Source organism: Corynebacterium urinipleomorphum (assembly GCF_900155535.1).
In the GTDB taxonomy this organism is placed as follows: domain Bacteria; phylum Actinomycetota; class Actinomycetes; order Mycobacteriales; family Mycobacteriaceae; genus Corynebacterium; species Corynebacterium urinipleomorphum.
The window spans coordinates 166,502-180,589 of record NZ_LT706962.1 but is presented as its reverse complement, the minus strand read 5'-3'; the positions used below and the strand labels follow the sequence as shown (position 1 = coordinate 180,589).

General features: G+C 63.6%; 17 protein-coding genes and 2 pseudogenes. 14 read left to right on the top strand and 5 right to left on the bottom strand.

Features of this window, described 5'->3' with window-relative positions:
• From CZ338_RS11010 to arfB, 6 genes and pseudogenes are all read left to right on the top strand, one after another.
• Window positions 1-440 (top strand): annotated as a pseudogene (locus CZ338_RS11010) (magnesium chelatase); the annotation flags it as partial.
• Window positions 433-2,352: a vWA domain-containing protein gene (locus CZ338_RS01595; protein WP_087116456.1), complete on the top strand. Its 1,920-nt coding sequence runs from the start codon at window positions 433-435 to the stop codon at window positions 2,350-2,352. The pseudogene CZ338_RS11010 and the gene CZ338_RS01595, both read left to right, overlap by 8 nt.
• Window positions 2,353-2,457: 105 nt before the next feature.
• The gene (locus tag CZ338_RS10855; RefSeq protein WP_154669276.1) at window positions 2,458-2,604 is read left to right on the top strand and encodes a hypothetical protein; all 147 of its coding nucleotides are present in this window, start codon (window positions 2,458-2,460) and stop codon (window positions 2,602-2,604) included.
• Window positions 2,605-2,695: 91 nt separating this feature from the next.
• Window positions 2,696-2,911: a type II toxin-antitoxin system RelB family antitoxin gene (gene relB / locus CZ338_RS01590; RefSeq protein WP_087116453.1), complete on the top strand. Its 216-nt coding sequence runs from the start codon at window positions 2,696-2,698 to the stop codon at window positions 2,909-2,911.
• Window positions 2,912-2,919: 8 nt separating this feature from the next.
• A complete protein-coding gene (locus CZ338_RS01585) occupies window positions 2,920-3,204 on the top strand; it encodes a type II toxin-antitoxin system RelE family toxin (protein ID WP_087116451.1) in 285 nt (94 codons plus the stop codon).
• Window positions 3,205-3,261: 57 nt separating this feature from the next.
• Window positions 3,262-3,705 (top strand): alternative ribosome rescue aminoacyl-tRNA hydrolase ArfB, encoded by a 444-nt coding sequence (gene arfB, locus CZ338_RS01580; protein ID WP_087116449.1) that lies wholly within the window; start codon window positions 3,262-3,264, stop codon window positions 3,703-3,705.
• A 7-nt stretch (window positions 3,706-3,712) separates the two neighbouring features.
• On the opposite strand, the gene CZ338_RS01575 is transcribed toward arfB, so the two are convergent.
• Window positions 3,713-4,018 carry a HigA family addiction module antitoxin gene (locus CZ338_RS01575; RefSeq protein WP_087116447.1) on the bottom strand — a complete coding sequence of 102 codons (306 nt, stop codon included), beginning with the start codon at window positions 4,016-4,018 and terminating at the stop codon, window positions 3,713-3,715.
• Between the two features lie 8 nt (window positions 4,019-4,026).
• The gene (locus CZ338_RS01570; protein ID WP_143341228.1) at window positions 4,027-4,230 is read right to left on the bottom strand and encodes a type II toxin-antitoxin system RelE/ParE family toxin; all 204 of its coding nucleotides are present in this window, start codon (window positions 4,228-4,230) and stop codon (window positions 4,027-4,029) included.
• Between the two features lie 66 nt (window positions 4,231-4,296).
• Between CZ338_RS01570 and CZ338_RS01565 the strand changes: the two genes are divergently transcribed.
• A complete protein-coding gene (locus tag CZ338_RS01565; protein ID WP_204211802.1) occupies window positions 4,297-4,614 on the top strand; it encodes a hypothetical protein in 318 nt (105 codons plus the stop codon).
• On the opposite strand, the gene CZ338_RS01560 is transcribed toward CZ338_RS01565, so the two are convergent.
• The gene (locus CZ338_RS01560) at window positions 4,611-6,257 is read right to left on the bottom strand and encodes a cytochrome c biogenesis protein CcdA (protein ID WP_087116445.1); all 1,647 of its coding nucleotides are present in this window, start codon (window positions 6,255-6,257) and stop codon (window positions 4,611-4,613) included. The genes CZ338_RS01565 and CZ338_RS01560 overlap by 4 nt on opposite strands.
• A gap of 158 nt (window positions 6,258-6,415) precedes the next feature.
• Here CZ338_RS01560 and CZ338_RS01555 point away from each other — a divergent pair, with 158 nt between their 5' ends.
• From CZ338_RS01555 to CZ338_RS11300, 4 genes and pseudogenes are all read left to right on the top strand, one after another.
• On the top strand, window positions 6,416-6,619 hold the full coding sequence (locus CZ338_RS01555) for a hypothetical protein (RefSeq protein WP_235839378.1): 204 nt from the start codon (window positions 6,416-6,418) through the stop codon (window positions 6,617-6,619).
• Between the two features lie 30 nt (window positions 6,620-6,649).
• Window positions 6,650-7,198 carry a sigma-70 family RNA polymerase sigma factor gene (locus tag CZ338_RS01550; RefSeq protein ID WP_087116776.1) on the top strand — a complete coding sequence of 183 codons (549 nt, stop codon included), beginning with the start codon at window positions 6,650-6,652 and terminating at the stop codon, window positions 7,196-7,198.
• Window positions 7,198-7,788 carry an anti-sigma factor gene (locus CZ338_RS01545; protein ID WP_087116443.1) on the top strand — a complete coding sequence of 197 codons (591 nt, stop codon included), beginning with the start codon at window positions 7,198-7,200 and terminating at the stop codon, window positions 7,786-7,788. Before CZ338_RS01550 ends, CZ338_RS01545 begins: the two co-directional genes overlap by 1 nt.
• A gap of 449 nt (window positions 7,789-8,237) precedes the next feature.
• A pseudogene (locus tag CZ338_RS11300) lies at window positions 8,238-8,483 on the top strand (LLM class flavin-dependent oxidoreductase); the annotation flags it as partial.
• A gap of 46 nt (window positions 8,484-8,529) precedes the next feature.
• Here CZ338_RS11300 and CZ338_RS01530 read toward each other — a convergent pair.
• A complete protein-coding gene (locus CZ338_RS01530) occupies window positions 8,530-8,919 on the bottom strand; it encodes a heavy metal-responsive transcriptional regulator (RefSeq protein WP_070491030.1) in 390 nt (129 codons plus the stop codon).
• A gap of 98 nt (window positions 8,920-9,017) precedes the next feature.
• On the opposite strand from CZ338_RS01530, the gene merA reads away from it, so the two are divergent.
• Both merA and CZ338_RS01520 read left to right on the top strand, forming a co-directional pair.
• Window positions 9,018-10,439 carry a mercury(II) reductase gene (merA, locus tag CZ338_RS01525; RefSeq protein WP_087116441.1) on the top strand — a complete coding sequence of 474 codons (1,422 nt, stop codon included), beginning with the start codon at window positions 9,018-9,020 and terminating at the stop codon, window positions 10,437-10,439.
• Complete coding sequence (locus CZ338_RS01520) at window positions 10,436-10,786, top strand: hypothetical protein (RefSeq protein WP_087116775.1); 351 nt, start codon at window positions 10,436-10,438, stop codon at window positions 10,784-10,786. The genes merA and CZ338_RS01520 overlap by 4 nt, the downstream gene beginning before the upstream one ends.
• A gap of 581 nt (window positions 10,787-11,367) precedes the next feature.
• Here the strand turns inward: CZ338_RS01520 and ychF are convergent.
• Window positions 11,368-12,453 carry a redox-regulated ATPase YchF gene (gene ychF, locus CZ338_RS01510; protein WP_087116774.1) on the bottom strand — a complete coding sequence of 362 codons (1,086 nt, stop codon included), beginning with the start codon at window positions 12,451-12,453 and terminating at the stop codon, window positions 11,368-11,370.
• A gap of 132 nt (window positions 12,454-12,585) precedes the next feature.
• Between ychF and CZ338_RS01505 the strand changes: the two genes are divergently transcribed.
• Complete coding sequence (locus CZ338_RS01505; protein WP_407919352.1) at window positions 12,586-14,082, top strand: AI-2E family transporter; 1,497 nt, start codon at window positions 12,586-12,588, stop codon at window positions 14,080-14,082.
• Window positions 14,083-14,088 lie beyond the last annotated feature (6 nt).

The window sequence follows — 14,088 nt, the reverse complement described above, 5'->3', positions numbered from 1 at the left end:
CCGCCGCCCGCCGCGCGGCGGTCACCGGCGAGGACCCGGTCGCCCGCCTCGTGGACCTGGAGGCCGCCGTCGACGTGCTTGGCGGCAAGGTGGAGTTCGAACACGGCGAAGAGGGCCGCGAATGGGACATCCTCGAGTACCTGCTGCGCAATGCCGTTGCGCAGTCCCTTCGCAGCCGTATCAAGGGGCTCGACTTCGCCCCGCTGATTGAGGCGCTCGACGGCTCCACCTTCATCACCACTGGAGAAAACATTACGGCTGCAGAGTTCTTGAACGGCCTACCCCAGCTCGAGGGCACGCTTTACGACGACATCGCGTCGACCTTCAACGCCGAGAGCGAGGGCGAGCGCGCTAGTGCCATCGAGCTCGCGGTGGAGGCGCTCTACCTCACCCAGAAGATTTCGAAGGACTCCGGTGAAGGTGAGACCATTTATGGTTAGCCAGCGCCGCTACCGCAAATACACCCCGGGCCCGGACCCCCTCGCCCCGCCGCCCGACCTGGCCAAGGCGGTGCGCGCCATCGCCGACGATGTCATGTACGGCTATTCCGCCGAGCAGGCCATGCGCGAATATTTGCGTCGAGAGGGCTACGACGATTTCCTGCGCCAGATCGCGGAGCGCCGCCAGGACCTGCTTCAAAAAACCAACCTCGGGGGCACGCTCCAAGAAGCGAAGAAGCTTCTCGACGAAGCGGTGCTCGCCGAACGCGGTCAACTCGCCCGCGATGTGGACATGGACGATCTCGACCGCACCATGCGGGAGATGACGCTGGACAACCTGCCCGGCTCCCCCGCGGCCGCAGTGACCGAACTGAACGACTACGACTGGGCCTCCTCCGAAGCGCGCGAGAAGTACCAGCAGATCAAGGACCTCATCGGCCGCGAACTCTTGGACCAGCGCTTCGCCGGCATGAAGGACGCACTGGAAGGTGCCACCGATGAGGATCGGGCGGCCGTCGCCGAGATGCTTCGCGATCTCAACGTGCTGTTGGGCAAACATCGCGCCGGCAAGGCCACGGAGCAGGACTTTCAGGAATTCATGGCCAAGCACGGGGACCAGTTTCCGGAGAACCCCCGCAACATAGAGGAGTTGGTGGAGCTGCTCGCACAGCGCTCGGCGGCAGCGCAACGCCTGCTCAACTCCATGACACCCGAGCAGCGCGCCGAGCTCATGCAACTCGCGGCCCAGGCCTTCGGCTCGGAGGAGCTGATGAACCTGGTTGGCGAGCTCGACGCAAACCTGCGCGGCATCCGCCCCGACTTGGACTGGACCGGGTCCGAATCGTTCGACGGCGACAGCGCATCGGACGGCACGGGCCTCGGCGAAGCAACCCGCGCGATGCGCGACCTCGGACGCCTCGACGAGCTCGCGGACATCCTCGGCGGCGAACGCCCCGGAGACATCGACGTAGACGACGTCGCCGACCTCTTAGGCGCTGTCGCCGCCACCAGCGCTAAGCAGCTGCGCGACTTGGAGAAAGCGTTGCGCGACTCCGGATTGCTGAACAAGGGCGAATCCGGCGCGCTGCAGCTGTCCCCGAAAGCGCTGCGCCTGCTGGGCAAGGAGCTGCTGAAGGGCGCGACCTCCCAGCTATCCCGCGGCCAGCGTGATTCCCGCCTCGCCGGCCAACAGCGCGAGCCCACCGGCGGCACCCGCCCCTGGGAGTTCGGCGACACTCAGGCGTGGGACACCACCCGGACCATCACGAACGCGCTCCAGCGCGGCGCCGCCAGCGGCGAGCCGTTCTCGATCACCGTGAACGACATCGAGGTGGTCGAGACCGAAGCACGCACGAAAAATGCTGTCGCGCTCCTTGTCGACACCTCTTTTTCCATGGCGATGGAGGGCCGCTGGACGCCGATGAAGCAGACAGCGCTGGCGCTGAATCACCTCATCACCACGCAGTTCCGCAGCGACGAGCTAGCTCTTATCGGTTTCGGCCGCTACGCTCAGACGCTCACGATCGAAGAACTCACCGCCCTGCCGCCGATGCAGGAGAAGGGCACCAACCTGCAGCACGCGCTGCTTCTCGCCAACGAGTTCTTCACCCGCCACGCCGGCTACGACCCGACGCTGCTCATCGTCACCGACGGCGAGCCCACCTCCATCCTGACCGAATGGGGCGAGGCCTACTTCAACTGGCCGACCGACCGCATTACGCTCGCGCGCACGGTCGACGCGCTCGACACGGTGACCAAGCGCGGAACAAAGATCACTTTCTTCCGCCTCGGGGATGATCCAGGGCTCATTTCGCTTATCGACGCCCTCGCTAACCGCTCCGGCGCCAACGTCGTTGCACCCGACCTCAACCAACTCGGAGGCGCTGTGGTGCGAGAGTACCTCCATTGGTGACGACGTTAAACGCTCAACGTTGGACTTGATCTCGACGACGTGTCGGCGCAAAGATACCTTTCCACTTAAGATGCCGCCAGCTTCATCACCCCGACCGCCCTGCTGATGGTGCAGACAGTCAAGGCTTCCCCCGTTTGGCCGATTCTGCTCGCCCGCACCGCGGAGACCGTCATCGGCGTGTTCGCAGCGCTAGTCGTCATCGCGGTCGGCTACGTGCGCAAGTACCCCGAGGTCGTGCTGCCGCGGCGCTAGGAGCAGGTGCTTTGCGACGGGCTCCGCCCCACCTATTGCACATCGAGCAACCAACGAATACAGTGTATTCACACTGATCAAAGGGGTAAACATGGCTACGATGACGATTCGGATGGATGACAACGATGCAGAGCTCGTGCGTAAGTACGCTCGCTTCGAGGGCGTAACTCTTTCCGATTACGCCCGCAATGCGATCTTGGAAAAGATTGAAGATGCGCATGATCTGCAGGAGCTTCGAGAAGCCATCGCGCACGACACCGGCGAGCGGTACAGCCTGGACGATATTCTCGCCGATCTCGATACGTAGCGGCCCCGATGATGGCACCAACGGACCACTACACGGTCGAATTCACGGCCCGTGCACGGAAGCAGCTGAAGAAGATGGACCGCTTCGACGCGCGGCTCATCGCCACCTGGATCAAAGAAAATTTAGACGGCTGCACCAACCCGCGGGCATTTGGGAAAGGGCTCTCCGCAAATCGTTCCGGCGAGTGGAGATATCGCGTCGGCGCGTACCGGATCCTCGCCCTCATCGATGAAGGCACGGTCACAATCGCGGTGCTTTCGATAGGCCACCGCCGCGAGATTTATCGCGATTAACAACCGACAGCACAGACTCAGCCGCCTCATCCTCAGGGTGAACGTAGGGTGTTGGGCATGCAGGACCTGACCATCGCACCCGGCCCGGGGATCCCCGACGGTGCAGTCATCGCCGCTGCCGACCTAACGGAGCGGTTCGCGAAGTCGTCGGGTCCGGGCGGCCAGGGCGTCAACACCACCGACAGCAAGGTGCAGCTCTCCATCGACATCGCGGCGTGCGCATCGCTTACCGACGCCCAACGCCGCCGCGCCCTCCACAACCTCGAACACCGCCTGGACGGCACGGTGCTCACCGTGAGCGCATCGACGCAGCGGTCGCAGGTGCGCAACCGTGCCGAGGCGCGGGAACGCATGGCCACCTTGTTGCGCGAGGCGCTCACCCCACCGCCTCCCCCACGGCGGAAAACGAAGCCGACGAGGGGCTCGGTACGGCGCCGTCTCGAAGCAAAGAAGCGGCGCTCGGAGCTGAAGTCGACGAGGCGACGGCCCCAGATTCCCTAATTCGGGCTTATGCCGAGGCAGCTTGGACCGGCTGAATCCGCTCGATCTCAGCGAGGGCCTTGTCCTCCGCCACCTCAATCTCATACTGGTTCTGCAGATTCATCCAGAACATAGGCTCGACGCCAAAGTATTTTCCGAGACGGAGCGCGGTGTCAGCTGTAATTCCGCGTTTCCCGTGCACGATCTCGTTGATACGACGAGGGGGCACCCCGATCGATACGGCAAGCTTGTGCTGAGTGATTTCAAATCCCTCAATGAAATCCTCGAGAAGAATCTCTCCAGGATGAATCGGCGGGTAAAGCTTCTCCGACATGGCGTTCCTTAGTGGTAGTCCTCGATGGTCACTTGCTCGGGCCCCGCGCTCGTCCAGCGAAAAGTGATTCTCCACTGGTCATTGACCCGGATGCTGAAAGTCCCTTTCCTGTCGCGCTTGAGCGCCTCTAAACGGTTCCCAGGCGGCACACCGAGGGAGTCAAGAGAGACTGCCGCATCGAGCTGGTGGAGTTTCTTGCAGGATGCGGTCATGGCACTATCGCTCCCGGAACATCTGGCAACTTGGGAAGCAGTAGGGCACGGGAAGATGCGCGTCAAATGTACACCGCCCGCCAGGTCGAGCTGGGCACCAAGGTGCGCGAGCTGCTGGCGGACAAAGGCTGCGTCTCCGTTGCCGCACCGGGCTTCGAGGCCACCTCCATCGTGGTCATGCACGCCACCACCCCGGAGCAGGCCAACGGATCCGCTTTCAAGCAGGCCGGCGTCCAGATCGCCGGCGGTGTTCCGCTACAGGACGGCGAGCCGGAGAGCTTCTCCACCTTCCGCATCGGTCTGTTCGGCCTAGACAAGTGGGCTGACGTCGACGGCACCGTCGCGCGGTTCGCCGAGGCGCTGGACAAGTTTGTCTCTGCCTAGCCGAAGGTCAACGAATACAATTTCACGCCTGCCGTGGGCCGGATGCGCAGCACTCCCTCGGTGGGCGTGTCGCCTTTCACAAGGTCGAGGGTTCCATCTGTGACCGGGAACGATTTTTTCGCACCGTCCGGATACTCGACCTCGATCTCGCCTTCACCCGAAACCACGAGCTGGACCCACTTGGCGAAGACGTTGATGTCCAGGTGTCCTCCTTTGGTGGTCTGCACTGATTCCTCCTCGAGAATCCACGTCCCGTTCAGAGTGAACTTGCCGCGCTCCGGGGCGGCCGGTTCACCGAGGTCGTGCTCGCCGTCGGTGTAACCGGGCTGCTTGGTGTACTCGGCGCGCGCAGTACCGAGATAAGTTTCCGGGTTGCGGCCCTTTGTACCGCCTGCTGCTTCGCCACCTTCGACCGGTTCGGGGAGGTCGACGTCGGGGTTGACGTCGATAAGCAATTCACGCACGAGCTTTTCTGTCTCGGCGTAGCTCCCCTCCCCTTCCACGATCTGCCGGACGTTGCCGTGCTTGTCCACCAGGTAGCGGGCTGGCCAGTAGCGGTTGTTGAAATTCCTCCACGTAGCGAAGTCATTGTCCTGCGCCACCGGGTAGTGGATACCTTCCTTTTCTACGGCGTTGCGGACATTGCCCAGCTCGTGCTCGAAAGCGTACTCAGGGGAATGGACGCCAACGACGGTGAGGCCGGAATCTCGATAAGTGTCGTAAAACTTGGTGATGTGCTCCCCTGCACGCTGACAGTTGATGCAGGCGTACGCCCAGAAATCAACGAGCATGACACCACCGTCCTGCGGGCTCGGCGGCTGGTCGGCGTTGATCCAGTTCGTCAGCCCCGCGAATTCCGGTGCCGGGCCACAATCCTGCAGCTGCGCGGGGTCGGCGCGGCGGCACGACTGCAGTGAACCGCTCCCAGTTGGGCCGACCTTGCTGAGAGCGTCATTGGCCAAGTCCGAATTCTCAAAACGGTTCGACAGCGACGACGTCCAATTCGGCAGCGCACGCTGGATCGCCGCCGGCGCGTCGAGAGCCAACGCCACAGTGAAGACCAGGATGAGCACGCCGATGGCGTTACGGTGGCGCTGCACCGCGTCTACCTTGTCACCGATCTTGTTGCCCGCCAGGGCGAACACGAACAGCGGCAGCGCGGACCCAATCGCGAACGCGACAGTGAGCACCACCGTGTTCCAGCCGATCTGCCCAGTCGAGCCCGCCACCGTCACCGCTGCAAGCACCGGGCCCGCGCACGGAACGTACACCGCGCCAAGGGCCAGACCGATGAGAAAACCTCCCTTGCCGCGCGTTTTCTCCTGCAATGCCGTGGGGCGCGGAAGCGCGTCAAAGGGCTTCTGCAACACTTCTCCCACCGGCGGGAAAATCATTCCCAGCCCCACCCATGCCAGCAACACCACTCCCGCCCAGCGCAATACCGACTGTGGCAAATGCAGCGCACTAAGCAGAATCGTACCCAGCAGCGCGATCGCGGCGAAGCTCACGACCAAACCTGCCACCACGTGCGACGGTTTACGCCCGACGCTGACACCGAGCACCACCGGCAACACCGGCAAAATGCACGGCGACAATGCCGTGATCACACCTCCGATGAATCCGACAAGAATCACGCTGATCATGAGTTTCCTCTACTTTCCGGTTGCCTTTCCTACACCCAGCACTACGGAGTGAGCACCCGCACCGGATTGGTCCAATCCGCATCAGCCCCCGGCTCCGTAGTACTCAGTGACGGGCCAGAAACACTGCGCCTGCGAACCGAAAAAGTGAAGGAGACACTATGTCTATTAACCGCGCAATCGCCAGCGTCAGCGCCATCGTCATCGCCGCCACCGGCCTCGTCGCATGCAACGACACCGAGGAGAAGATGGAGGACAAGATGGACGGCTCCATGGCCCCGTCCTCCGAGGCGATGATGAGCGATTCCATGGCCCCGTCCTCCGATGCCATGATGAGCGAAGACAAAATGAGGGAATCCAAGTAGCACATGACCCAGGTGTTAGGTTTAGAATCTGTGGATCCTGACCGTCTTTTAGAAAGCGTGCGCGCGGGCGATAAAGTCGCCTTCGCCGAGCTTTACGACGTTCTGGCCCCACAGGTTCTAGGTCTGACCACCCACATCTTGCGTGACCGGGCCCAAGCGGAAGAGGTCACCCAAGAAGTCTTCGTGGAGGTATGGCAGAGCGCCCACACCTTCGACCCACACCGCGGCAGCGCCAAGTCATGGGTACTGCGGCTCGCCAAATCGCGAGCCATCGATCGGCTGCGGAGCTGGCGCAGCTCCCAAGCCCGCGACACCGACGATTTCAACAGTCAACTGACTACGTGGGTCGCTGCCGCTGAGGACGAAGCTCAACAGCGACTAGAGTCTGAGGAGCTGCAAGAACTCATTGATTCAATCGGAGAGCCCCATCGAAGTGCGCTCATGCTCGCGTATTTCGGGGAACTCACCCACCAAGAAATCGCCGATGCCACTGGCGTCGCTCTCGGAACAGCCAAAACCCGGGTGCGCGACGGGTTGCAAAAGCTTCGCAAGGCCGTGTCGTTGAAAGGAGGCCTGTGATGGATAAAGATATCGAGGACCTCTTCAATTCCGCGGCCACGCCGGTCACCCCGCCACCGGAGCTCAAACGCGCAATCATGGGGCGTATCGACGTCACCGACCAGGTCGCTGACTTCGACACCGCGCGGAAGAACCGCTCCGGGCGGCGTCTCACAACCGCCGCAGCAGCCGCCGTTGTGCTCATCGCCGGTGGCGGGTTCGCGGTCACCCAATTCACTGTCGACGAGTCACGCGAATCCGTGACAGCCCAAAGCGTCAACGAAATGCACGCAATCATGGAGGCTGACGACGCGCGTCAAGGTCAGGCCGACGCGATGGGCGCGAGCCTCGACATCGTAATCAGCTCTGACATGGGCAAGGGCGGAGCCATGGTCAACGGCCAGCCAGCTCTCGACGACGGCATGGGGGCACAAGTGTGGGCAGTCATGGATGACGGCGCCGTGGAATCGGCTGGAGTCATCGGCCAAGAACCCCACGACGACGTGTGGATGCAGCTGCCCGGTGGAACTGCTTCAGTCCTCGTAACCGAGGAAGTCGCCGCCGGCGCAGCGCAACCCACCGGCGCGGTGCTGGCCAACGTGACGCTCTAGTCCCGGTTCCCTCCCTTGGCGCGCTTCAGCGCCGAGCACCGGGCGAGAGCGAAGTTCACAGCACAATCCAGCCGACCAGGGCCGCGCCGACGACGACCGCCCACGGCGGGACCTTCCACGAGCTGCGCGGGCTGTCGTGTCAGACGATCCAAGTCCCAGCAGATAATCGCGTCTAGCTCGCCTCACTGAAGACTAGCGACCATCGCGTCGTTGTCGGGACGTTCCACGTCTTTCCGAGATCGACTGATCCACATAGGTGTGCACGACCGTCCAGCCACGCTGCTATGCAATGGCTTCACAGTCTTCGCGCTGACGCGAAGGTAAATGGCAGCACGTGTTGTCATACGACTAACACTGGCGCGCCTTAGGTTACGTTGAACTTGAACTCGACGGTATGTCGTTGCAAAGTTACCCCCTCTCGTTAACACCATCAAAAGGAGTGTTATCCAATGAAAGCGTTCGGCTTCTTAAGCTTCGGGCATTACGCCTTCGGCAGCTAGCGCGGGCCATCTGCGGAAAAGATCGCCAAGACTCATCTGGAGATCACCCAGGCTGCGGACGAAATCGGCGTGAACAACGCGTCCTTCCGAGTCCACCACTTCGCGCTGCAGGCCTCCGCCCCGATGCCGCTGCTGTGTGCTGTCGCGGCCACCACCAAAAATATCGAGGTGGGCACCGGCGGCATCGACATGCGCTAGCGCATATCGGGGTTGTAGCGTTTGAGTCATTGACTCCCGTCGTCTACAAGTACCTACACACTTGATCGGTGCTGCACGTTTCAGGGTCCGGGTGCGCGGCGTCCTGTCTGAGGTCTGCGATAGTGTCGCGCAGCACGGAGAGCTGCGCGATCTGCTGCTCGATCTCAGCGAGGCGCACGTCAAGCAGGTCGCGCACGTGCTCGCAGGGCGCATGGCCGCCGTCGCGGATGTCGAGGATCTGGTGGATCTGGGCGAGGGTGAGGCCCGCGGCCTGGCCGCGGTGGACGAAGTCGATCCGAGCGACCGTCTCGGGCGCGTAGTCGCGGTATCCGGACGGCGTGCGCTCGGGCGGGGGCAGAAGGCCCTGTTCCTCGTAGAAGCGAAGGGTCTTCGCGGTAGTGCCCGCCCTCTCGGCGAGTTCTCCGATCCGCATTGCTGTCTCCCTCCGTGGCCGCGCTTGACCTTCCCCTGCACTGGAAGGTCCAGTATGGCTGAGACAGAGCAGAAAGCCAAGAGTTGACAGGAGCAGCGATGCCTACGAAGTACGATCTCGCCATCATCGGATCGGGAGGCGGCGCGTTCGCCGCTGCGATCCGCGCCAGCACGCTCGGGAAGTCGGTGGTGATGATCGAGCGCGGGACGCTCGGCGGCACCTGCGTGAACACGGGCTGCGTCCCGTCGAAGGCGCTCATCGCCGCGGCCGGCGCGCGGCACGTCGCCGTCGACGCCGCAACCCGGTTCCCCGGGATCGCGACGACGGCGGATCCCGTCGACATGCCCGCGCTGATCGCTGGGAAGCAAGCGTTAGTGGAGTCGCTGCGCGGCGAGAAGTACGCCGACGTCGCCGACTCCTACGGCTGGCAGGTCCTCCGCGGCGACGCCTCGTTCGTGGGCACCCCTGATGCGCCGGTTCTCGATGTTGCCGGATCCGACGGAAGCGTCGAGACCATCGAGGCCCACCACTACCTGGTCGCGACTGGTTCTCGCCCGTGGGCACCGCCGATCGACGGCCTAGAGGAGACCGGATACCTGACCTCGACCACGGCGATGGAGCTGACGGAGGTCCCCGAGTCGCTGCTGGTGCTCGGCGGCGGCTACGTCGCCCTGGAGCAGGCGCAGCTGTTCGCCCGCCTCGGCTCGCAGGTCACGCTGCTCGTGCGGTCCCGGCTCGCCTCGAAGGAGGAGCCGGAGGTGTCGAAGGCGCTCCAGGAGGTGTTCGCCGACGAGGGCATCCGCGTCGTCAGCCGCGCAGTGCCCACCCGGGTCTCCCGCGGCACGGGAGGCGAGGCCGTCGTGACCGCCGCCTTGTCCGGCGGCTCGCAGGAGTTCCGCGCCGCCCAGGTCCTGGTCGCCCTCGGACGCCGTCCCGTCACCGATGGCCTGAACCTCGATGCGGTCGGGGTGAATACCGGAGACTCCGGCGAGGTGGTCGTCTCCGACCGGCTGCAGTCCTCGAACCCGCGGATCTGGGCCGCGGGCGACGTGACCGGGCACCCCGAGTTCGTCTACGTCGCCGCCCACCACGGCACCCTCGTCGCCGAGAACGCGTTCGCCGACGCCGACCGGTCCGTCGACTACGCCCGCCTGCCGCGGGTGACGTTCACCGGGCCCGCGATCGGCGCGGTCGGGATGACCGAGAAGGACGTCCTCGCCGCGGGGATCCGCTGCGACTGCCGCGTCCTGCCCCTGCACCACGTGCCCCGCGCCTTGGTGAACCGCGACACCCGCGGCTTCATCAAGATCGTCGTGAACGCCGAGACGAACGAGATCCTCGGCCTGACCGCCGTCGCCAAGGACGCCGGGGAGCTCGCCGCCGCAGGCGTCCACGTGCTCGGCAGGACCGTCGCCGAGGTCGCCAACGCCTGGGCCCCCTACCTGACCATGGCCGAGGGCATCCGGATCGCCGCGAAGGCCTTCACCACTGACCCGTCGCTGCTGTCGTGCTGCGCATGAACGGCAACGCAGGCAATCGGGGAGATCTCATCCTGAAGCAGACGATGAGCGCCGATCAGGACCGCGACGAACGGCGCGCCGGTCCCGTCGTCGCTGCAGGGACCGGGCTGCTCTTGCTGGCATGCTGCGCGCTTCCGTCGCTGCTCTGCTGCGGCCTGCCGTTCATCGCGGCGGGCGGAGCACTCGCAGGCGTCGGTGGGCTCCTCGGTAATCCCTGGATCATCGGTGCCGGGACCGCCGTCGTGATGGCCGTCATGGCGGGGATGCTCGTCAGGCTACGGCGGCGGCACCGACGCCGCAGATCCGGCTGCTGCGAAAATCCTTCGACCGCTGATCGGAACCGGTAGTTCGAGCGGATCCAGCGATCACTGTCACCTGCGAAGGGCGCTGAAATCGGAGCCCGACGGGAGAAGGAGGAGCAAAAAGCGTTCGGATCAACCGGTGACGAGGATAATACTGAGGCTGGATCCCGGCCGTCGCGACGCGGTCTCCGCTTCCGCCGAGACGAGAAAGGGTTGTGGGCACCTAGGCTCGGCGGCATGATCGACCTGACCATAGCCCGGGGATCCCCGACGGTGCGGTCATCGCCGCCGCCGATCTCGCAGAGCGTTTCGCGGAATCGTCGACTCCAGGCAGCCAGGGCGTCAACACGACGGACGGCAAAGCTCAGCTTTCCATAAATGTCGCCGAATGCGCATCGCTTACCGACGCCCAGCGTCACCGTGTCTCGCACAACCTCGAGCACCGCCTAGACGGCTCCGTCTTTACCGTGACTGCGTCGACTCAGCGGTCTGTGTTTCACTCCTGGTCCTCTCGCTTGCACCTGCGACACAGCCTCGTGCCCCCGGGCCGTAGCGTTCGGGGGAGCACAATAGCCCCAGTCCTCATCACGTCCCGGGATCAAAGAGTTCCTCGCAGAGGTTAAGCACTACACGTTGAACTTGAACTCGACGACATCGCCGTCGGCCATGACGTAGTCCTTGCCTTCCTGCCGGACCTTGCCGTGGGCGCGGGCTTCGGCCATGGAGCCCAGCGCGTCGAGGTCGTCGAAGGCGACGATCTCGGCCTTGATGAAGCCCTTCTCAAAATCGGTGTGGATGACACCGGCGGCCTTGGGGGCGGTGTCGCCCTTGTGGATGGTCCAGGCGCGGGACTCCTTGGGGCCGGCGGTGAGGTAGGTCTGGAGGCCGAGGGTTTCAAAGCCGGCGCGAGCCAACGTGGATAAGCCGGGCTCGTCTTGGCCCACGGCCGCGAGGAGCTCTGTCGCGTCCTCTTCGTCGAGCTCGAGGAGTTCGGTCTCGGTCTGGGCGTCGAGGAAGACGGCCTCGGCGGGTGCGACGAGGTCGCGGAGTTCCTGCTTCTTCGCGTCGTCCGTGAGCACGCCTTCGTCGGAGTTGAAAACATAGAGGAACGGCTTTGCGGTCATGAGGTGCAGGTCGCGCACGAGAGCGAGGTCGATCTCCCCCGCCTTGGACGCGGCGAAGAGCGTGCGGTCATTCTCCAGAATCGACTGGGCCTTCTTCGCTTCCTCGGCCTGGGCAGCGATGTCCTTGTCCTTCCGGCCATCCTTTTCCAGACGCGGCAGCGCTTTCTCAATGGTCTGGAGGTCCGCGAGAATCAGCTCGGTGTTGATCACCGAAATGTCGCTGGCCGGGTCAACCTTGCCGTCGACGTGAATGACGTTGTCGTCGGAGAACGCGCGCACCACCTGGCAGATCGCATCCGCTTCGCGGATATTGGCCAGGAAGGCGTTGCCCATGCCCTCACCCTCTGAAGCACCCTTGACAATGCCGGCGATGTCGACGAACGACACCGTCGCCGGAAGGATCTCGGCGGAACCGAAGATCTCCGCGAGACGGTCAAGGCGCTTGTCTGGCAGCGGAACCAGACCGACGTTCGGCTCAATCGTCGCGAACGGGTAGTTGGCCGCCAGGACCTCGTTGCGGGTCAACGCATTGAACAGGGTGGATTTGCCCACGTTGGGCAGACCGACAATTCCAAGAGTAAGGCTCACGAGGGCCAATGATAACGCACGCCCGAACCACCCTGGTTGGGGGGCTGATGGGTGGGGCGCTGGGGTTGATCGTCGAAAAACGGGCCCAGTAAACATCGCTCGACGCTGATTCTTTAGGGCACAATAGGGCTCGTGAGTTCAGCAGAGAAGCGCCCGGATGCGGGCAAGGATCCCGTGACCGACAGTGCTGCCCCCAACGCGCAGACACTGGCTGAAGAGGTCCAGGCCTCGGACGCGAAGACATCCGGCTCGGACGAAGTTCACGAGTACAGTAACCGCGTCGACCGCTCCGTCATCGTGAACACGTGGATGAAATCCGCGGCGCTGTTCTCCATGCGGACGCTCATCGTCGTGGTCCTGCTCGGCGCGTGTTTCTACCTCATCGGCAAATTCTGGGCTGGAGTCCTGCCTGTCATCCTCGCGCTAATCGTGTGCACGGTGCTGTCCCCCATCACGAATTTCCTGCGCAGGCACAAAGTCCCCGGGGCCCTCGCCGCGTTGTCGTCGCTGCTGGTTTTCTTCGCGGTGCTGATCTTCTTCGTGGCCATTATTTTGCCGGACATCCTGCGCAACTCGCGCGTCCTTGTCATTCAGGCGGGCCAGGGCATTCAAGGCCTGCAGCTGTGGCTACAAAACCAGGAATCCCTCCCGTTCGACATCGACGCAGAGCAGCTGGACAGCATCGTCCAGGACATTGCTACATGGATGCAGAACAAAGCGGGCGCGATCGCCGGCGGCATTTTCAGCGGCATCAGCACCGCGACTTCGATGTCGATCACGCTTGTCGTCGTTTTGGTCCTCACCTTCTTCTTCCTCAAAGACGGACCGAAGTTCCTGCCGTGGGTGCGCAGCGCCACCGGCGGCCGCGCGGGCCTGCACGCGACGGAGCTGCTCACGCGCGCGTGGGAAACGCTCGGCGGATACATTCGCGCACAAGCGCTGGTTTCGCTTATCGACGCCATCTTCATCGGCATCGGCATCTGGCTCGTCGGCGTACCCATGGCGTTCACACTGGCCGTGATCACCTTCATGGCCGGGTTCATTCCTCTTGTCGGCGCGATCGTCGCCGGCGCCCTGGCGGTGTTGATCGCGCTCGTCTCCCTCGGCTTCACTAAAGCGCTCATCGTCCTGGGCATTGTGATCGCCGTGCAGCAGCTCGAGGGCAACGTTTTATCCCCTCTACTGCAATCCCGCGCGATGAATCTCCACCCGGTGATCATCCTTGTCTCCGTCACTGTCGGCGGCGGGCTCTTCGGTCTGGTTGGCGCTTTCCTCGCCGTCCCTGTCGCTGCCACCCTGGCAGTGGTGTTCCGGTACATCCAGGACATGCTCCGCCTGCATGCCGGCGAAGTCAGCGCGAACGACCTGACCTTCTCCACCGATGTCGGCCGCGCTTTGGCGGAGGCCGAAGAGCGCGAAAGCAACATCGAGCGCGAAGAGCTCCTGTCCCAGCGGGCGTGGACCCCACCCGCCGTAGATGACGAGGACAGGGAACAGCACTCACCCCGCGCGAAGTCAGGGTCGACCCTGGTCAAGCAGGTGAAATCCATCACTCTCCGTCCCCGCAAAGACTGGAAACTCGAAAATCCGTTCGGTTCACGCAAGGGCGACGAAGGCGACGTGTCCTAGGCGTGT